The following is an 18,062-nucleotide window of genomic DNA, read 5'->3' as shown; positions in this document are numbered from 1 at the left end:
GCTTGCTGGGGATTCCGAAATCGAGTTAACGATTCGGACAGAGGCCTTTCATTATTAACCGGTCTTAAATTAACTCGCTGGCAAGGTAGCCGTGAGGGACGACGTGGATTCCGAAGAATCCTAATTTAGGCGCTGGCGGTTCAGGAGAATTTTATGCGCGTACTGTTGATCGAGGACGACAGCGCTACTGCGCAGAGCATCGAGTTGATGCTCAAGTCGGAAGGCTTCAACGTCTATACGACGGACCTCGGCGAAGAGGGCGTGGATCTGGGCAAGATCTACGACTACGACCTCATTCTGCTGGACCTGAACCTGCCCGACATGAGCGGCATGGACGTGCTCCGCACCCTGCGCGTCGGCAAGATCAACACCCCGATCATGATCCTGTCGGGCTCCGCCGAGATCGACACCAAGGTTAAGACCTTCGGCGCCGGCGGCGACGACTACATGACCAAGCCCTTCCACAAGGACGAGTTGGTCGCCCGCATCCACGCCGTGGTCCGCCGCTCCAAGGGCCACGCGCAATCGGTTATCAAGACCGGCGACATCACCGTGAACCTCGACGCCAAGACTGTCGAAGTGAACTCCAGCCGCGTCCACCTGACCGGCAAGGAATACCAGATGCTGGAGCTGCTCTCGCTCCGCAAGGGCACCACGCTCACCAAGGAGATGTTCCTGAACCATCTCTACGGCGGCATGGACGAGCCCGAACTGAAGATCATCGACGTGTTCATCTGCAAGCTGCGCAAGAAGCTGGCCGCGGCCGCCGACGGCAAGCACCACATCGAAACCGTCTGGGGCCGTGGCTACGTGTTGCGCGACCCCCAAGAGAACGCTGTCGCGGCCTAAAGACCGCCAAGCGTTCCACGTCCAGGAATTCGGCAGCGCGCCCGCCCACACCGGCGGGCGTTTCTGTTTGCGCTCTACCAGGATTTGCGTCCCAGCCCCCCTAGCCGTTAACCTCCGCCTCTGAGCTTGGGGAGCGTTGCGTTGAGAAAAGACATCCTGGTGGCCATCGTCTTCGGGGTCGCCCTTCTCGCGGCGGCCGTGGCGAACATGACGCCCAAGCCCCTGGGCGTAGACGCGCCGGCCGGCGTCTTCTCCGCTGGCCGAGCCATGGTCGACGACCGGGTGATCGCCAAGGTTCCCCACCCCGTGGGCTCACCCGCCAACTATGCGGTGCGCAACTATCTGGTTGGCCGCATGACGCAGCTGGGCCTCGCCCCCCAGGTCCAACGCGTCGACGCCTTCCAGGAACGCCCGGGCAAGGAGCCCCTGGTGATCGGCGGGGTTGTCGAGAACCTGATCGGCGTGCTGCCCGGCAAGGACCGCAAGGCGCCGGCCCTGGCCTTGATGGCCCATTATGACAGCGTCCCGGGCTCCCCCGGCGCCGCCGACGATGCGGCCGGTGTCTCGGCCGCCCTGGAGGTGATGCGCGTCCTGAAGGCGGAGGGCACGCCCGCCCGCGACGTGGTCCTGCTGCTGACCGACGGCGAAGAGGCGGGCCTGCTGGGCGCCACCGGCTTCTTCCAGAGCCACCCCTTGGCAAAGCAGCTCGGCTTCGTCATCAACATGGAAAGCCGCGGCGGCGGCGGGCGGGCCAACATGTTCGAGACCGCGCCGGCCAACGGCGCGGTGATCGACCTGTTCCGCAAGGCCTCGACCGCGCCGGCCTCCAGCTCGCTGATCGTCTATCTCTACAAGCAGCTGCCCAATGACACGGACTTCACCGTGCCGCGCAAGGCCGGGATCGCGGGCCTAAACTACGCCTTCATCGCCCGGCAGTTCGACTATCACTCGCCCGTCTCGACGCCGGAGAACCTGAACCAGGGTAGCCTGCAGCACCTGGGGGACGAGGTGCTGGCCACGGCCCGCGAGGCCGCCTTCGCCCCTGCCCTGCCCGGCAAGGCGCCCGACAAGGTCTACGCCAACACGCTGGGCAATCACCTGCTCACCTACCCCACCCTGGCCGGGTGGGGCCTGCTGGCCCTGACCCTGGCCGTGATGGCGCTGGGGGTCTGGCGCGCACGGCAGGCCGACGCCTTCGCCTGGCCCGACGTGGCCAAGGGGGTCGGCGCGGCGCTCTATCTGCTGCTGACCTCGGCGACCTTGTTCATGCTGGCCCGCCGGGTCACGGGGGCCGGCTTCGGCTTCTATGACCAGGCCAAGCTGCTGGCCAATGTCCATCTCTGGGAAGTCGCCCTGCTGGGTGTCGGGATCGGCGCCTTGCTCTACGCCGCTGCCGCCGTGGGCCGGGGCCGCATGCGCCTGGCCGCCGCGGGCCTCGCCCTGTTGGCAGGCGTGCTCTGCACCGCCTTCTCCGGCTGGAACCTGATCGGACTGGGGATCGGCGGGGCCGGCGCCGTGGTGGCCCTGCTGGCCTTCGGACGTCCCGCCGGGGTCGCCGGGACCTGGACCGGAATCCTGGGGCTGGCCTTCCTGGCCGCCCTGGTGCTGCAGGTCGTGGCCCCGACCGCCGCCTTCCTGATCGCCTGGCCGCTGGCCTTCGCCGCCCTGGCCGGCGCGGTCAGCGCCATGGGGACCTGGCGGCCCGTCGCCGTGCCCATCGTCGTGGCCTTGCTGGCGGCGCTGGCCCTGCAATGGGTGCTGTCCTTCGCCCACGGGGTGTTCATCGGCATCGACCTGGTGGAAATCCAGGCCCTGTTCGTCTGGCTGTCGGCCCTGCTGCTCTGGCCGTTGATCCATGCGGACCCGGAGGAGACCCGTCCGCGCACCGTCGCCCTCATTGTCCTGGCCGTAGGCTTCGCGTTCGTCGGCCTGGTCCGCGTGATCCCGCCATGGAGCGCGCGCCACCCGCAGCCGGCCATCATCACCTATGTCGTCCAGGGCGCTACCGGCCAGTCCAAGCGCTTCAGCCTGGCGCCCAACGCCCCGGACTGGGCGCGCGGTGTGCTCAAGGCCGACGGCGGCCACATCGTGAAGGACGATCCGCCGATCGGCTTGCGCACCGCCCCCGGCGACACCCTGTCGGCCTGGGCCAAGCCCGTGAATCCGCTGCCGCCCGCCGTCGCCCTCAACCGGCTGATCGACGGATCTCTGGAGGTGAAGATCACACCCCCGGCCGGGGCTCGGGCGCTGGCCATCGACCTCCGCCCCACCGGCAAGCTGACCGACGCCACGGTGAACGGCCGTCCGGCCAAGATCCTCACCGAACCGGGCCAGTGGACCCGCATTTACTGGCAGGGCGCGGCCCAGGGCGTGGCCATCGGCTTCCGCGCCAAGGGCCCCGGCGTCATCGACACCCGTTACGCCACCACCACCGAGGCCTGGCCCGCCGACGCCAAGCCCCTGCCGAAAATGCCGCCCAAGATCTCAGGAAACTCCATCTCCGGCTCCACCATCGTCACCGGCGAGCAGCGGTTCACCTGGTGACGCCAAGGGATTACAAGGGACCGATGAGCGACATCACCCTCTATCACAACCCCGCCTGCGGCACCTCACGCAACACGCTGGCCCTGCTGCGCGAGAAGGGCCTGGAGCCCACGGTCGTGGAATACGTGAAGGTCGGCTGGACGCGCGATCAACTGCACGACCTGACCAAGGTCATGGGTGTCGGAGCCCACGACATCCTGCGGGTGCGCGGCACCCGGGCCGACGAACTGGGGCTGAGCGACCCGGCCGCGTCGGACGAGGTCCTGTTCGCCGCCATGATCCTCGACCCTATTCTGGTGAATCGGCCTATTGTGGTGACACCGAAGGGGGCCGCCCTGTGCCGCCCCGCAGAGCTTGTGCTTAGTCTTCTGTAGAGGAGGGCCAGATAAGCAGAACGGGCGACCCGATGTCGCCGCAATCTCACTGGATGAGCGTCTGCCGTGACAAAAGGACCAGTCCACGGCGGGGTCATATACGGTTAACCAAGACGGGCCACGATCATCCGGCCTGCGTTTTGCTGGCCTACCTGCCAGATGCGCCATTTTGAACTAGCCAAGGTCAAGCTTGGCTAGAGCGATATTAGTAACGGGGGCACGATGCACGAGTTCGATCCGCGACGTCCGACCCTGCGTCTCGCCCCGCGCCTGCTCGTGGGCGTGGCCGGTTTCGCCGCGCTGGCGCTCGGCTGGAAGCTGACCGCCGCCGAGGCCACCGCCCCGACCCCGCCGCCCCTCGATCCCGCCGCCATCAGCGCCCTGCAGCACGCCGCCTTCACCCAGGCCGAGGCGCAGCCCGGTTTCACCCGGCCCGAGAACATCGCCGTCAAGATTCAGCCGGGCGAGACCTTCGAGGCCGCCGTCCTGCGGGCCGGCGTCGCCCCCGATGAGGCCCGCCAGGCCGTCGAGACCCTGGGCGAGGCCATGGACACCGTCCACATCAAGGCCGGCATGGCCTTCGACGCCGCCATCGCCAAGCCCCGCGGCCAACGCGGACCGGCCCGCCTGATCGGCCTGTCCCTGCGCACCGGCCCGGCCACCGCCGTCACCGTCTCGCGTACCTTCGACGGCGCCCTGCGCCTGCGGGAGATGGAAGAAAAGATCCGCGACGAGACCACCGTCGCCCAGGGCGCCATCACCGGCTCGCTCTACGAGAGCGCCTCGCGCCTGGGGGCCACCTCGTCGATCACCGCCCAGATGGTGAAGCTGTTCTCCCACAAGATCGACTTCGACCGTGACATCAAGCCGGGCGACAAGTTCGAACTGGTTTTCGACCGCAAGGTCACCGAGAGCGGCCGCACGGTGGAGACCGGCGACCTGGAATATGCCGAGATCAAGGGCATCCGCTTCTATCGCTTCGTCATGCCCGGCGGCAGCGTCGAGTACCTCGACGACGCCGGCAAGAACATCAAGGGCTTCCTGCTGCGCACCCCGGTGGACGGCGCGCGGATGACCTCGACCTTCGGCATGCGCCGCCACCCGATCCTTGGGTACAACCGCATGCACCAGGGCATCGACTTCGGCGCCGGCATGGGCACGCCCGTCCTGGCCGCCGGCGACGGCGTGGTCGTCGAGGCCCGCCGCTGGGGCGGCTACGGCAACTGGCTGCGCATCCGGCACTCCAACGGCTGGGAAACCGGCTACGGCCACCTCTCGCGTTACGCCAAGGGCCTGAAACCCGGCATGCACGTGTCCCAGGGTCAGCTCGTGGCCTATGTGGGCTCCACCGGCGCCTCGACAGGCCCCCACCTTCACTATGAGACCTGGCTCAAGGGCGCCCGCGTCAACCCGGTCGGGGTCAAGGTCCCCACCGGCACCGTCCTGGCCGGCGCTCAGCTGGCCGCCTTCCGCGCCCAGAAAGCCCATATCGACCACCTGGTGGACCAAGGCGAGAGCGCCGACGCCGCCAGGGACGACGGCGCCCCTCAGAAACTCGCCTCGGCCGACCCGATCAAGGTCGCCGGGCTGCGCCGCTAACTAACCCCGCCAGGGAAACAGCGACCGCAGCCGCGCGTCGCGCAGCCACAGGCCGCCCCAGGCGAACAGCGCCAGATAGACCCCGAACAGGATGTGGCTGAACAGCGGGCTGTCGATCCGCAGGTGCGTGGCGATCGCCCCGCCCAGGTATCCCGTCACCAGCACCGCCCCCAGCACCGCCGTGCGGGGATAGAGATAGAGCGCCAGGCCGGTGAGCTGCAGCGCCCCCAGCAGCCGGGCCTTGTCGGTGGGCCAGCCCATCTGGGTCATGGTGTCGGCGACCACCTTGAGGTCCAGCAGCTTCATCGTCAGGTCCATCAGCATGAAGGCCGCGAACAGACCGGTGAGAACGCGTCCGGTCCACAGCATGGCCTTCGGCGTGGTTCGATCGGCGATGGTCATGGAGGTCCCTCCCTCTGCCTGGCCTCCCCTCGAGACCTGCACCCAGGACGAATGAGGTTACCCCTGGCCGACAGCGGCGCGCGACTTTTCGCCGACGACATCATGCTGCCTTGCAGGCGCGTTCCGCTGGGCCGCTTTTCTGGAGCACGCCGCGGCTCTAAGATTTGGCTTAAGTCTCTGTCGGAGCAACGATTCCATGGACCCTGTCGCCAGCCAGCCCAAGGCCCGCGCCCGCTACGCCGCCAAGCGCGAGGCGATCATGGCCGCCGCCACGGAGGTGTTCAACGATCGGGGGGTGTCCGGCTTCACCCTGGCCGCCGTCGCCAAGATGATGGACCTGCATCCGGTCAGCCTGACCTACTACTTCAAGCGCAAGGAGGACCTGGCCGCCGCCGTCCTGCTCGACGCCATCCGGCGCTGGGACGCCATGCTGGACGAGGCCTTCCAGGAAACCGAGCCCGCCGCCCGCCTGCGCCGGTTCGTCGGCGCCTATTTCGAGGTCCGCCGCCAGATCGAACGGGGCGAGCAGCCGCCGTTGGCGCCCTTCAGCGAAGTGCACCTGATCGAGGGCGACCAGCACGAGCCGCTGATGGAGGCCTTCCGTGCGCTCTATGTGCGGATCGGCCGGTTCGCCAAGACCGAGGCCATGCCGTGGATGACCCGGCCGCGGCGCACGGCGCTGGCCCGCCTGATCATCGACCAGCTGGGCTGGGCCGACGCCTGGCTCGCCCTCTATGAGCCGCAGGACTACGCCCGGGTCGCCGAGCGGATCGCCGACACCATGCTGAACGGTCTGGCCGGCCAGGGACAGGCCTGGCCGAACCTGCCGCTACTCACCCTCGGCTCGCCGGTGGCCCAGAACGACGAGGTGACCCGCGAGCGGTTCCTGATCGCCGCCACCAACCTGATCAACCGCGAGGGCTATCGCGGCGCTTCGGTGGACAAGATCTCGGCGCAGCTGAAAGTCCCCAAGGGCTCATTCTACCACCACAACACCGACAAGGATGAGCTGGCCGCAGCCTGCTTCCAGCGCACCTTCGACCTGATCGACGAGGCCAAGGGACGCGCCGCCGAACAGCCCGACGGCTGGCGGCGCATCTGGCTGGCGGTCTGCTCTCTGATCCTCCACCAGGCCTCGGGCGAGGCTGGCCGCATGCTGCGTCACCACGCCATGGCCGCCGTACCTCACTCCATGCGCCGCAAGCTGCGCCTGCGCTTCCAGCAGATCAGCCACGCCTTCGCCGGCGAGATCAGCGACGGGATCGCCGATGGTTCGATCCGGCCGGTGGACCCCCTGTTGGCCGCCCAGATGCTGATGGTGGCCTTCAACAGCGCCAATTCCATGGACCCGGCGCGCCATCCTGGCTCCACCCAAGGGGTGATGGAGGACTATGCGCGTCCGGTGCTGATGGGCGTCTTCGCCGCCTAGCCCGCGGCCGTTGCCATGCTGGCATACCCAGGCGCAGAATGACGCCAGGGGCCGTTAGAGCCCTCACTCAGGAGGAAGCTCAGATGGCCGACGACATGGCGCCCGCGCCGCTCACCCGCACCTCGGTGGTCAAGACCAGCAATGGCCCGGTTCGCGGCTATGTCGAGGGCGTGTTGCAGGTGTTCAAAGGCCTGCGCTATGGCGCGCCACCGACTGGCGAACACCGCTTCAAGCCGCCGCAGCCGCCCGCCCCCTGGACCGAGACCGCCGAGGCCACCAGCTATGGCGCCCCGGCCATCCAGTCGGGCATGGCGCCGGGCGAGCGCGGCTCCTCAGCCGGCGACCCACCTGCGCCCGACGAGCCGGGCTCGTCGGAGGACTGCCTGTTCATCAACGTCTGGACGCCGGGCCTCGACCAGGCCAAGCGCCCGGTCATGGTCTGGCTGCACGGCGGCGGCTTCGCCAACGGCTCCGGCGGAGCGGCCATGTACGACGGCGGCGCCCTGGCCCGAAAGGGCGACGTGGTCACCGTCACCGTCAACCACCGCCTCAACGTCTTCGGCTACCTGCACCTGGGTGACGCTTTCGGCCCCGACTACGCCCAGTCGGGGATCGCCGGCATGCTGGACATCGTCCAGGTGCTGGAGTGGGTGCGCGACAATATCGAAACGTTCGGCGGCGACCCCTCCAACGTCACCATCTTCGGCGAGAGCGGCGGCGGCTGGAAGGTCTCCCTGCTGCTGGCCATGCCGGGCGCAAAGGGCCTGTTCCACAAGGCCATCATCCAATCCGGGCCCGGCCTGCGTGGGGCTACCAAGGCCGACGCCGCCAAGATCGCGCAGAGCTATCTGGACGTGCTGGGGGTCAAGGACGCGGCGGGCGTGGCGGCGCTGGACACCGAGACCCTGAGCCGGGCCAGCGTGAAGGTCGGCGACCGGATGCGCGGCTTCACCCCGGTAGTGGACGGGGCCGCCCTGCCCCGCGATCCCTTCGTCCCCGATGCACCCGCCATCAGCGCCGACGTGCCGGTGCTGATCGGCACCAACAAGGACGAGAGTACGCTGTTCATGATCGGCGACCCGAAGTTCGGCGAGCTGACCGAGGAGGATCTGGCCAAGCGGTCCAAGGCCGCGGCCGGCGACAAGGCGCAGGCGCTCGTCGCCGAGCTGCGCATGGTTCACCCCGACTATTCGCCGACCTACCTGACCAGCGCCGTCCAGACGGCGACCGGCATGTGGCTGGGCTCCATCACCATCGCCGAGCGCAAGGCCGCGCAGGGCGCCGCGCCGGCCTATGTCTACATGCTGACATGGGAGACCCCGGTGTCACGCGGGCGGCTGAAGTGCCCCCACGCCCTGGAGATCCCGCTGGTGTTCGACAATGTCGAGAAGGCCCGCAACTTCGTGGGCCGGGGCGACGAACCGCAGACTGTGGCCGACCAGATGTCGTCGGCCTGGTTGGCCTTCGCCCACACCGGTGACCCGAACGCTGAGGGCCTGCCGGCCTGGGCGCCCTATGACACCACGACCCGGGCCACCATGCTGTTCAATGTCGAGAGCCGGGTGGAGAACGACCTCAACGCCGGGGTGCGCAAGGTCCTGCAGGGCTAGACGCGCCCAAGAAAAAGGCCCTCCCGCGAGGGAGGGCCTTTCCGTCCGGTTTGGCGCCGGAGCGATCAGTCGAACATGATGACAGAGCGGGCCAGCCCGCCCTTCTTCATGTCGTCGAAGCCCTCGTTGACCTGTTCCAGCTTGATGCGCTGGGAGATCATCTCGTCGAGCTTCAGCTTGCCCGACATGTACATGTCCACCAGGCGCGGCATGTCGACCGGGAAGCGGTTCGAGCCCATCATCGAGCCCTGAAGCTTCTTCTCGCCCAGGAAGGCGGCGCCCATCAGGGTGATGGTCTGGCCGACCGGGATCATGCCGATGATGTTGGCCGTGCCGCCACGTCGCAGCATGTTGAAGGCCTGCTCGGCGGTCTTGCTCAGGCCGATGGCCTCGAAGGAGTGGTGCACCCCGCCCTTGGTCATCTCGAGCACTTCCTTGACCGCATCGGTCTGGGAGGCGTCGATGAAGTCGGTGGCGCCGAACTGCATGGCGAGATTGTGCTTGGAGCCGACGTTGTCGATGGCGATGATCCGGCCGGCGCCGGCGATCGCCGCGCCGTTGACCGCCGCCAGACCGACGCCACCCAGGCCGATGACGGCCACGGTTTCGCCCGGACGGACGCTGGAGGTGTGGATCGCGGCGCCGACGCCGGTCATCACCGAGCAGCCGATCAAGGCAGCGCGGTCCAGGGGCATGTCCTTGCGGATGGCGACGCAGGCGTGCTCGTGGATCAGCATCTGCTCGGCGAAGGACGACAGGTTCAGGTATTGGGCCATCGGGCCGTTGGCGGCGCTGAGGCGGGGCTCATCGTCCTTGCCGCGCTTGGTCTCGGGCGAGACGCAGAGCGACAGGTGGCCGGTGAGGCACTGATCGCAGTGGCCGCAATAGGCCGACAGGCAGGTGATGACGTGGTCGCCGACCTTCACCGTGCGGACCTCGGACCCCACCTGTTCGACGACGCCGGCGCTCTCATGGCCGAGAACCGTCGGCAGGACGGTCGGGTATGAGCCCAGCATGAAGTGGAGGTCGGAGTGGCACAGGCCGGCGGCCTTGGTGCGGATCAGCACCTCGTGCGGGCCCGGCTTGTGGATCTGGACGTCTTCGATCTGAAGCGGCTTGCCCACTTCGCGCAGCACTGCGGCTTTCATCCTGGCGTTCCCCGAACAGCGCCCGATTGATCGGGCGGATTATCGAAGTCTGGGTATGCCCAAGACTTTCGAGAGGCAAACCTTATCGCCGTTCAGGTGTCGCGCGCCAAGGGAAATTGGCGTTCGGCGGGTCCGGGCGTGAGCGCCCGGACCCATGACGCGGCGAAGTCCTACTTCTGGCCCCAGATCGAGGCCTTGGTCTGGGTGGAGATCAGGTTGCCGCCGCTGAGCGACAGGCTGGAGGCAGGTAGCTTGGCGCTCTTGCCGCCCGCGCTGAGGGTCTCGGAGGTCTCGGCGCTGGTCTTCACTCTGGAGATGGCGCCGATACCGTGACTTGTTCCCTAGGCCGGAGCCGACGACCTGGCCTTGAGCTTGGGAACCTGGCTGATGTCTAGCCACCGCGGCCAGTTGAGCTTGAGCTCCCACCGGCGCGGAATGCAGCCCTCCAAGGTGGCCAGCAGGTCCTCGGCCGGCCCGTCGTTGAGAAAGTGGTTGGCGCCGATCACCCGCTCGAACCGCATGGGCCGGCGGGTACGGGTCTCGGCCACCAGCTTTTCGGCCAGTTCGATGGGGGCGAAGTCGTCCTTGTCGCCGTGAACGACATGGACCGGGACCTTAAGATTGCGCAGGGCCGCGTGCATCCCCTCCAGCTGGCCGGCCTGGTTGGTGACCTCCAGCACGGCATGGCGGACGTCGCGGGGGATGATCTTCAGCATCCGCGCCCCAACCTTCAGCAGCCACTCGGCGGTCGGTCCCGGCTGGCCGTAGTAGCCCGACAGCAGCACCAGGCCCGCGACCCTGCCGGGGTTGGCCGCCGCCATCAGGGTGGCGATGGCCGCGCCGTAGGACTGACCCACCAGCAGGATCTTCTGGCCAGACCGGGCCTGCAGCAGGGGGCTGAGCGCCAGGGCCTGCTGGCGGATGTCGCCGACATAGTCGACGGGTTCGGAGCCAGCATAGCCGGGGCGGTCCACCACCACCATCTCGCGGTCCAGCGGCAGGGCGGCGATCGCCGGCGCCCAATACTCGGCCCAGGACGGCGCGCCGGTGACGACGACGATCTTCCAGGGGGCGGGCTTGGCGCGCGGGCTCTCGATGGCCGACAGCTTCCAGCCCAGACCGCCGCCGGCGGCGAAACTGATGCGGCGCACCACGGTGTCGGGATAGTCGGCGCCGACCGGGACATGCTCCTTGCGGCCCGCCGCAGCGGACTCGGCCACGGCCCAGGTGATTTCCAGAACGCCCTTGGGCCGTTTACGCGCCACGTCTCGCACTCCAACCTCAGACTCAACTGGGAGTGTGAACGCGGGATCACAAGGCGGGTTCGGCCTCGCGGGGGCTTAGTTTTCCGGGGCTGTGCTCAACTGGTCACGCAGCTCCCGCTTGAGCACCTTTCCGGTCGGGCCGATGGGCAGGGCCTCGACGATCCGCACCTCGTCGGGCGTCCACCACTTGGCGACGCGGGCGGCGACGTGGGTCTTCAGCTCTTCCGGATCGGCGGTCTGGCCGGGGCGCAGGGTGACCAACAGCAGGGGCCGCTCGTCCCACTTGGGATGCGGCACGCCGATGGCGGCGGCCATGGCCACCGCGGGATGGGAAGAGACCGCGTCCTCCAGGTCCAGGGTGGATATCCACTCCCCGCCCGACTTGATGACGTCCTTGGCGCGGTCGGTGAGGCGCAGGTAGCCTTCAGGGTCGAGGGTGGCGATGTCACCGGTGTCAAACCAGCCGTCGTCGGTGAAGGCCTGGGCCCCCTCGTTCTTGAAATAGGCCGACGAGACCCAGGGACCCCGCACCTGCAGGGCGCCGGGGCTGGCCCCATCGCGGGGCTGTTCCGAGCCGTCCTCGGCCAGGATGCGCATCTCCACGCCCCAGAGGCCGCGGCCCTGCTTCAGCTTGCGGGTGGTCGCGACGGCGGCGTCCTCCCCGGCATGGGTCGGCAGGGGGGTGTTGATCACCCCCATGGGGCTGGTCTCGGTCATCCCCCAGATCTGGCGCACGGTGGCGCCCATCTGGTCCTCGATGCGGGAGATCAGGGCCGCGGTGGGGGCCGAGCCGCCAACGGCGACGGTGCGCACGCTGGTGAGCTTCTGCTGGGTCTGGTCCAGGTGGTCCAGCACCCCGATCCAGATGGTGGGGACGCCCAGCAGGAAGGTGGCCTTCTCCGCCACCGCCAGTTCGCAGATCGAGGGGCCGTCCAACTGGCGGCCCGGCAGGATCAGCTTGGCCCCCACCAGCGGCGCGCCATAGGGCGTGCACCAGGCGTTGGCGTGGTACATCTGAGCACACGGCAGGACCGCGTCGCGGGCCCCCAGGTCGAAGGCGTCGGGCTGCACCATGGCCATGGCGTGCAGCACGGTGGCGCGGTGCGAATAGAGCACCCCCTTCGGATTGCCAGTGGTGCCCGAGGTGTAGCAGAGGCCCGAGGCGGTCCGCTCATCAAGCTCGGGCCAAGTGAAGTCGGCCGTATTGGCGGCGATCAGGTCCTCATAGACCAGGGTCCCGGCCGGCGACTCCGGCGGCAGGTGCGCGCGGTCGGTGAGGGCCACGAAGGTCTTCACGGTGGCGAGCTTCGGGGCCAACTCGCCCACCAGCTCGCCGAAGGTGATGTCGAACAGCAGCACGCTGTCCTCGGCGTGATTGGCCACCCAGGCCACCTGGTCGGGATGCAGGCGCGGATTGATGGTGTGCAACACGGCGCCGATGCCGCTGACGGCGTAGTACAGTTCGAAGTGGCGGTGGGTGCTCCAGGCCAGGGTCGCGACCCGGTCGCCGCGCTTGACGCCCAGGGCCGTCAGGGCCTTGGCCATCTGCTTGGCGCGGACAAGGGCGTCGGCATAGGTATAGCGGTGGATCGGCCCCTCGACGGTGCGCGTCACCACCTCCCGGTCGCCGTGATAGGTCGCCGCGTATTCCAGGATGGACGGCAGGCTCAGCGCCCGGTCCATCATCAAGGCCAGCATCGCTGTCCCCTCCCCGATATCGTTGTTGCGGTGAGGTTTAGGACGCGGGCCCGGCTGCGGCTAGGGGCTCTACGCCGCCATCCGCGCCTTGAAGACGCCGTCGGGGAGTTTGGGGCCCCGGCTGGGGTGGACGAAGAAGTAGTCCTTCCAGGGCAGGTTGGGCACCACGGTGGTGCGCTCCTCCAGCCGGTCGCCGTTGAGGGCGAACATGCGATAGCCACGCGAACGGAACATCTCCACCACCGCTTCCGCCGAGCCGCCGAAGCGGGCCTCCAGCATGGCGGGGTGGATTTCCAGCAGCACGTGGGGACGGTCGCGGTCGATGATGCCCAGGGCGCCGGTCAGCGCCTTCTGCTCGGCGCCCTCGATATCCATGCGGATGAAGTCGACCCGGCCGATGCCGTTGGCCGCGCAGTAGCCGTCCAGGGTGACCACGGGGGTGGGTTGCAGCTCGACGCCGGTGTCCTCCAGGTCGGGGCGCACCTTGCCCTCCGGCGCGGTGTCGGAGACGAAGGCGTAGGCGCGGCCCATGCGCCCGGAGGTCTTCTTCGGCGTCACCAGCAGCATCTCGCCCTCGGTGTCGGAGACCGCGGCGTGCACCGGGGTCACATGGCGAGAAATGCCGTGCCAGGCCAGGCAGTGCTGCAGCACCTCGAAGGTGAAGGCCGAGGGCTCAAAAGCGTAGATGCGCGCATCGGGCGCGACCTGGGTCATGACGTAGGAATGGCGGCCATCGCTGGCGCCGACGTGCAGGCACACCGGGGCGCCGGACAGCAGGTCGGCCAGATATGGCGTTTCCGGCTCGTGCTTGGCCCACTTCATATTGCGCCGCCAAGCGCGGAAAGCGTGACCGAGCACGCGTATCGAAGCCATGGATAGGTCCTTTGAACGGGCCGTGTTTACGACGCGTCGCGGGTGACAGTCATCATGTAGTTGATGTCGCAGTCCGAAGACCGGCACCAGCGCCCATTCATGGGGTCGAAGGCCACCCCGAAGGGTCCCTGGACTTGCAGCTTCTCATCCTTGAGGAAGCCGCGCAGTTCGTCGGGCTTGAGGAATTTGGTCCAGTCGTGGGTGCCGGCCGGCAGCCAGCGCAGGACGTACTCCGCACCGACCTTGGCCAGGGCGAAGGCCTTGAGGGTGCGGTTCAGGGTCGCCACGATCATCAGGCCACCGGGCGCCAGCAGACGCGAGCAGCTGCGCAGATATTCGCCCGGATCGGCCACGTGCTCGATCACCTCCATATTGAGGATCACGTCGAAGGGGCCGGCGCCGTCGGCCTCCAGGCCCTCGGCGGTCCCGGCGCGGTAGTCGATGTCGAGCTTCTGTTCGTCGGCGTGGGCCTTGGCGGTGCCGATGTTGCGCTCCGAGGCGTCGACACCGGTGACCGAGAAGCCCAGCCGGGTCATGGGCTCGCTGAGCAGGCCGCCGCCGCAGCCGATATCCAGCAGCCTCAGACCCTCGAAGGGCTGACGCGCCTGGCTGTCGCGGCCGAAGCGGACCAGGGCCTGCTCGCGGATGAAGGACAGGCGCACAGGGTTGAATTTGTGCAGGGGCGCGAACTTGCCCTTCGGATCCCACCATTCGGCGGCGATGCGGGAGAAGCGTTCGACGTCTGCGGGGTCGATGCTGGAAGCGACGGTCATGGGCGCCCTTCTACGCCTCTCCGGGCTCCGCGCGAAGCCCAGCGTTGCCCCGCGCGCCGAGCGTCGCTAGAACGCGGCCCTTCCCTCTCCCCTCAAGGAGCTTGTGACCACGCCCATGTCCCGGCTGGTGATGAAATTCGGCGGTACGTCCGTCGCTGACCTGGAGCGCATCCGGCGCGTGGGTCGGCTGGTGGCCGCCGAGGTGGCCGCGGGCCATCAGGTGGCCGTGGTGGTTTCGGCCATGTCCGGCAAGACCAACGAGCTGGTGGCCTGGACCGACGGCGCCGGCGCAGCAGGCCAGGGCCTACCGCCCTCCGACGATGAGTACGACGTCGTGGTGGCCTCGGGCGAACAGGTGACCGCCGGCCTGCTGGCCATGACCCTGCGCAACATGGGCATCCCGGCCCGCTCCTGGATGGGCTGGCAGATCCCGATCATCGCCGACGACGCCCACGGCCGCGCGCGCATCGATGACGTGCCGCCGGAGAACCTGATCGAGGCCATGGACAAGGGTCAGGTGGCGGTGATCGCCGGCTTCCAGGGCGTCACCCGAGACGGCCGCATCGCAACGCTTGGGCGCGGCGGCTCCGACACCAGCGCCGTGGCGATCGCGGCGGCCGTGAAGGCCATCCGCTGCGACATCTATACCGACGTTGACGGCGTCTACACCACCGACCCGCGGATCGAGAGCAAGGCGCGCAAGCTCAACAAGATCTCCTACGAGGAGATGCTGGAGATGGCCTCCCTGGGCGCCAAGGTGCTGCAGACCCGCTCCGTCGAACTCGCCATGGCCCAGAACGTGCCGGTGCGGGTGCTGTCCAGTTTTGTCGAGCCCGGCGAAGCGCCCGGCCAAGGCACCATCGTGTGCGACGAGGAAGAGATCATGGAAAAGCGCATCGTGAGCGGGGTCGCCTATAGCCGCGACGAGGCCAAGATCACGCTGTACGGCCTGCCCGACCATCCCGGGGTTTCCTCGGTGATCTTCGGGGCGCTGGCCGACGCCAACGTAAATGTGGACATGATCGTCCAGAGCCACGCCCGCACCGCCGACACCGCCAATATGGAATTCACGGTGGGCAAGCGCGACGCCGCCCGCGCCGTGGAGATCGTCCGCGCCGCCCAGCCGCAGATCGGCTTCGAGGACGTGGCGGTCAACGAGGACGTGGCCAAGGTCTCGGTGATCGGGGTCGGCATGCGCAGCCACACCGGCGTCGCCAAGACCATGTTCGGCGCCCTGGCCGAGAAGGGCGTCAACATCCAGGTGATCTCGACGTCCGAGATCAAGATCAGCGTTCTGATCGATGCGGCCTATACGGAGCTGGCCGTGCGAGCGCTGCACGCGGCCTACGGGCTGGACCAGCTCTAGGCGGACTCGGCGCGATAGCTCGCCAGGCGCCGCGCGGTCCAAAGGCCCGCCAGCGCCACCGGCAGGGCCGCTGCGAAGACCCAGACGCCGGCCGACCTGGCCGTGGCGTCACTCAGGCCGTGGGAGAAGCCCACCAGATTGGCGACGGCGGCCGCGAGCGCTGCGCCCGCCGCCGAGCCGGTCAGGCGCACGGTGGTCATAGCTGCAGCCCCGATGGCGCGCTCCTCGTCGGGCAGAGCCGCCAGGATGGCCTGGCTCATGAAGGCCCAGGACAGGCCGAACCCCGCCCCCAGCGCCGCGCCGGCAAGCACGATCCCGAGAACCGAGCCTGTGGGGAAGACCAGGGCGCTGACGCCTATGCCCGCGGTGGCGCACACCGCGCCGGTGAGGATCATGCGCCCCGGCCAGCGCCCGGTGAGATGGGCGACGGCCAGACCCGCGAGGGTCCAGGCCGCCGCCTCTCCGGCGATCACATAGCCGGCGGTCAGGGCAGACAAACCGGCGAGCTGTTGCAGGATCGCGGGACCGTAGATGGAGAAGCCCATGGAGGCCGCCGTCAGCAGGAACATGGTCGCGTAGCCGGAGCCCGGGATGGTGCGCAGGGAGCCCGAGCCCTTGGGCAGCAGGCGGACCACGGCGCGCTCGTCCAGCCAGACCATGGCCAGCAGCAGGACGACGCCCACCAGGGTCAGGCCCGCCGAGCGGCCGAAGGTTCCGGCCACGTCGGCCGCGCCGATGGCCACGACGCCGCCGGCGATGAGACCGAGCTGGCCCCAGGCGACGCCCTGGCCCTGGTCGCCGTTGTCGCCCTTGGGCAGCATGACGAAGGCCGCGCCGGCGACGGCCACAGCCTGGATGGCGAAGAACCAGAAGACCCAGCGCCAGACGCCCAGGTCGGCGAAGATGCCGCCGATCATGGGCCCCACCAGGCTGGCGATGCCCCAGACGCCGGTGATGGCGGCGTAGACCCGGGGCAGCAGGCGGTTGGGGAATAGGAGGCCGATGGCGACCGAGCAGAAGCCGGTGACCCAGCCGCCGCCGATCCCCTGCAGCAGGCGGCCGATGAGGAAACTGGCCATGTCAGGCCCAGCGGCGCTGAGCGCGCAGCCGGCGGCGTAGAGCAGGGCCGCGCAGGCCGTCGCGCGCCGCAGGCCGAAGCGCCGGGCCAGCAGGCCCGAGCTCGCGCCGGCCATCACCGAGCCCAGCAGGTAGCCCGCCGTGGCCCAGCCGAAATAGGCGTAGCCGCCGAGGTCGGCGCCGACGCTGGGCATGATGGTGGCTGTGACCAGGCTGTCAGCGGCGCCCAGCCAGACCCCAAGACAGATCAGGGCGAACAGCGGCAGCCGGCCGTCGGCAACGACGTCGGCCCAGCTTCCGTCCTGGGCTTGGGCAGGTTCCATTTCGACAGGCTCAACAGGGCGAATGGCGCTCTGACTAGACGGGGCGGCGAAGATTTGCAATAGATCGATTGTCAAATGCGAAGCACGCCCGACGACCTGCTGTTCCAGATCAAGACCCGGGGGCCGAGCCGGACCCTGGCGCTTGCGCAGACGCTTGGGATCAGCCGGCAGGCGGCGCTTCAGGGCCTGGAGAAACTGACCACCGAGGGCTTGGTGGAGCACGCCACAGCCCGCGCCGGCGTGGGCCGGCCGCGCCGGTCCTGGTCGCTGACGACCAAGGGCCACGGCCGCTTCCCCGACACCCACGCCCAGATGACGGTGGATTTGATCGAGGCGGTGCGGGCCGAGTTCGGGCCCGCGGTCCTGGACCGGCTGATCGCGCGGCGCGAGCGGGTGGTGGGCGAGGGCTACAAGGCCGCCCTGCCCGACCAAGGCCTGGAGTCCAGGCTTGCCAAGCTGGCGCAGCTGCGGGCCGCCGAGGGCTACATGGCCGAATGGAGTGCGCAGGAGGACGGGTCCTACCTGCTGGTCGAGAACCACTGCCCGATCTGCGCGGCCGCCACCGCCTGCCAAGGCTTCTGCCGCGCCGAGCTTTCCCTGTTCCAGATGCTGCTGGCCCCGGCCAAGGTCGAGCGGCTGGACCACATCCTGGCCGGCGCGCGGCGGTGTGCGTACCGGATTGTCGTCTAGTCGACGGACCTTCTGACCGCGCACGGCGTTAGGGAGCCCACG

General features: G+C 68.6%; 16 protein-coding genes. 8 read left to right on the top strand and 8 right to left on the bottom strand.

The features are described 5' to 3' along the window. Positions 1-153 precede the first annotated feature (153 nt). From ctrA to JKL49_RS05910, 4 genes are all read left to right on the top strand, one after another. Positions 154-849 (top strand): response regulator transcription factor CtrA, encoded by a 696-nt coding sequence (ctrA, locus tag JKL49_RS05925; RefSeq protein WP_215338956.1) that lies wholly within the window; start codon positions 154-156, stop codon positions 847-849. A gap of 141 nt (positions 850-990) precedes the next feature. Further along, entirely contained in the window at positions 991-3,393 is a 2,403-nt protein-coding gene (locus JKL49_RS05920; protein WP_215338955.1) for a M20/M25/M40 family metallo-hydrolase, read from the top strand. 23 nt (positions 3,394-3,416) lie between these two features. Continuing rightward, positions 3,417-3,767, top strand: a complete 351-nt coding sequence (gene arsC, locus JKL49_RS05915; protein WP_215338954.1) for an arsenate reductase (glutaredoxin) — start codon at positions 3,417-3,419, stop codon at positions 3,765-3,767. A gap of 222 nt (positions 3,768-3,989) precedes the next feature. Next, positions 3,990-5,366 carry a M23 family metallopeptidase gene (locus JKL49_RS05910; protein WP_215338953.1) on the top strand — a complete coding sequence of 459 codons (1,377 nt, stop codon included), beginning with the start codon at positions 3,990-3,992 and terminating at the stop codon, positions 5,364-5,366. Here the strand turns inward: JKL49_RS05910 and JKL49_RS05905 are convergent, their stop codons facing one another. Further along, positions 5,367-5,768, bottom strand: a complete 402-nt coding sequence (locus tag JKL49_RS05905) for a DoxX family protein (RefSeq protein WP_215338952.1) — start codon at positions 5,766-5,768, stop codon at positions 5,367-5,369. 196 nt (positions 5,769-5,964) lie between these two features. Between JKL49_RS05905 and JKL49_RS05900 the strand changes: the two genes are divergently transcribed. Together JKL49_RS05900 and JKL49_RS05895 are read left to right on the top strand one after the other, a co-directional pair. After that, positions 5,965-7,197, top strand: a complete 1,233-nt coding sequence (locus JKL49_RS05900) for a TetR/AcrR family transcriptional regulator (protein WP_215338951.1) — start codon at positions 5,965-5,967, stop codon at positions 7,195-7,197. An 83-nt stretch (positions 7,198-7,280) separates the two neighbouring features. Further along, on the top strand, positions 7,281-8,807 hold the full coding sequence (locus tag JKL49_RS05895; RefSeq protein WP_215338950.1) for a carboxylesterase/lipase family protein: 1,527 nt from the start codon (positions 7,281-7,283) through the stop codon (positions 8,805-8,807). A gap of 65 nt (positions 8,808-8,872) precedes the next feature. Here the strand turns inward: JKL49_RS05895 and JKL49_RS05890 are convergent, their stop codons facing one another. From JKL49_RS05890 to ubiG, 6 genes are all read right to left on the bottom strand, one after another. Further along, complete coding sequence (locus tag JKL49_RS05890; RefSeq protein ID WP_215338949.1) at positions 8,873-9,955, bottom strand: Zn-dependent alcohol dehydrogenase; 1,083 nt, start codon at positions 9,953-9,955, stop codon at positions 8,873-8,875. A 170-nt stretch (positions 9,956-10,125) separates the two neighbouring features. After that, positions 10,126-10,263, bottom strand: coding sequence for a hypothetical protein (locus JKL49_RS05885; protein WP_215338948.1), 138 nt, complete (start codon positions 10,261-10,263; stop codon positions 10,126-10,128). A gap of 33 nt (positions 10,264-10,296) precedes the next feature. Next, positions 10,297-11,220: an alpha/beta fold hydrolase gene (locus JKL49_RS05880; RefSeq protein ID WP_215338947.1), complete on the bottom strand. Its 924-nt coding sequence runs from the start codon at positions 11,218-11,220 to the stop codon at positions 10,297-10,299. 75 nt (positions 11,221-11,295) lie between these two features. After that, entirely contained in the window at positions 11,296-12,918 is a 1,623-nt protein-coding gene (locus JKL49_RS05875; protein WP_215338946.1) for a long-chain fatty acid--CoA ligase, read from the bottom strand. A 69-nt stretch (positions 12,919-12,987) separates the two neighbouring features. Beyond that, positions 12,988-13,791, bottom strand: coding sequence for an FkbM family methyltransferase (locus tag JKL49_RS05870; protein WP_215338945.1), 804 nt, complete (start codon positions 13,789-13,791; stop codon positions 12,988-12,990). 26 nt (positions 13,792-13,817) lie between these two features. Further along, entirely contained in the window at positions 13,818-14,564 is a 747-nt protein-coding gene (gene ubiG / locus JKL49_RS05865; RefSeq protein WP_215338944.1) for a bifunctional 2-polyprenyl-6-hydroxyphenol methylase/3-demethylubiquinol 3-O-methyltransferase UbiG, read from the bottom strand. Positions 14,565-14,679: 115 nt separating this feature from the next. Here ubiG and JKL49_RS05860 point away from each other — a divergent pair, with 115 nt between their 5' ends. Next, positions 14,680-15,930: an aspartate kinase gene (locus tag JKL49_RS05860; RefSeq protein ID WP_215342699.1), complete on the top strand. Its 1,251-nt coding sequence runs from the start codon at positions 14,680-14,682 to the stop codon at positions 15,928-15,930. On the opposite strand, the gene JKL49_RS05855 is transcribed toward JKL49_RS05860, so the two are convergent. Beyond that, a complete protein-coding gene (locus tag JKL49_RS05855; RefSeq protein WP_215338943.1) occupies positions 15,927-17,330 on the bottom strand; it encodes an MFS transporter in 1,404 nt (467 codons plus the stop codon). The genes JKL49_RS05860 and JKL49_RS05855 overlap by 4 nt on opposite strands. A gap of 75 nt (positions 17,331-17,405) precedes the next feature. Here JKL49_RS05855 and JKL49_RS05850 point away from each other — a divergent pair, with 75 nt between their 5' ends. After that, positions 17,406-18,020, top strand: coding sequence for a helix-turn-helix transcriptional regulator (locus JKL49_RS05850; protein ID WP_215338941.1), 615 nt, complete (start codon positions 17,406-17,408; stop codon positions 18,018-18,020). Positions 18,021-18,062: the final 42 nt, after the last annotated feature.

Source organism: Phenylobacterium glaciei (assembly GCF_016772415.1).
GTDB lineage: Bacteria > Pseudomonadota > Alphaproteobacteria > Caulobacterales > Caulobacteraceae > Phenylobacterium > Phenylobacterium glaciei.
This window is presented reverse-complemented; position numbering and strand designations above follow the sequence as displayed.

Bases quoted from the DNA above. Each gene is read 5' to 3' on its own strand.
- ctrA (WP_215338956.1), top strand. From the start codon at position 154: ATGCGCGTACTGTTGATCGAGGACGACAGCGCTACTGCGCAGAGCATC.
- arsC (WP_215338954.1), top strand. From the start codon at position 3,417: ATGAGCGACATCACCCTCTATCACAACCCCGCCTGCGGCACCTCACGC.
- JKL49_RS05910 (WP_215338953.1), top strand. From the start codon at position 3,990: ATGCACGAGTTCGATCCGCGACGTCCGACCCTGCGTCTCGCCCCGCGC.
- JKL49_RS05905 (WP_215338952.1), bottom strand. From the start codon at position 5,768: ATGACCATCGCCGATCGAACCACGCCGAAGGCCATGCTGTGGACCGGA.
- JKL49_RS05900 (WP_215338951.1), top strand. From the start codon at position 5,965: ATGGACCCTGTCGCCAGCCAGCCCAAGGCCCGCGCCCGCTACGCCGCC.
- JKL49_RS05895 (WP_215338950.1), top strand. From the start codon at position 7,281: ATGGCCGACGACATGGCGCCCGCGCCGCTCACCCGCACCTCGGTGGTC.
- JKL49_RS05890 (WP_215338949.1), bottom strand. From the start codon at position 9,955: ATGAAAGCCGCAGTGCTGCGCGAAGTGGGCAAGCCGCTTCAGATCGAA.
- JKL49_RS05875 (WP_215338946.1), bottom strand. From the start codon at position 12,918: ATGCTGGCCTTGATGATGGACCGGGCGCTGAGCCTGCCGTCCATCCTG.
- JKL49_RS05870 (WP_215338945.1), bottom strand. From the start codon at position 13,791: ATGGCTTCGATACGCGTGCTCGGTCACGCTTTCCGCGCTTGGCGGCGC.
- ubiG (WP_215338944.1), bottom strand. From the start codon at position 14,564: ATGACCGTCGCTTCCAGCATCGACCCCGCAGACGTCGAACGCTTCTCC.
- JKL49_RS05860 (WP_215342699.1), top strand. From the start codon at position 14,680: ATGTCCCGGCTGGTGATGAAATTCGGCGGTACGTCCGTCGCTGACCTG.
- JKL49_RS05855 (WP_215338943.1), bottom strand. From the start codon at position 17,330: ATGGAACCTGCCCAAGCCCAGGACGGAAGCTGGGCCGACGTCGTTGCC.
- JKL49_RS05850 (WP_215338941.1), top strand. From the start codon at position 17,406: ATGCGAAGCACGCCCGACGACCTGCTGTTCCAGATCAAGACCCGGGGG.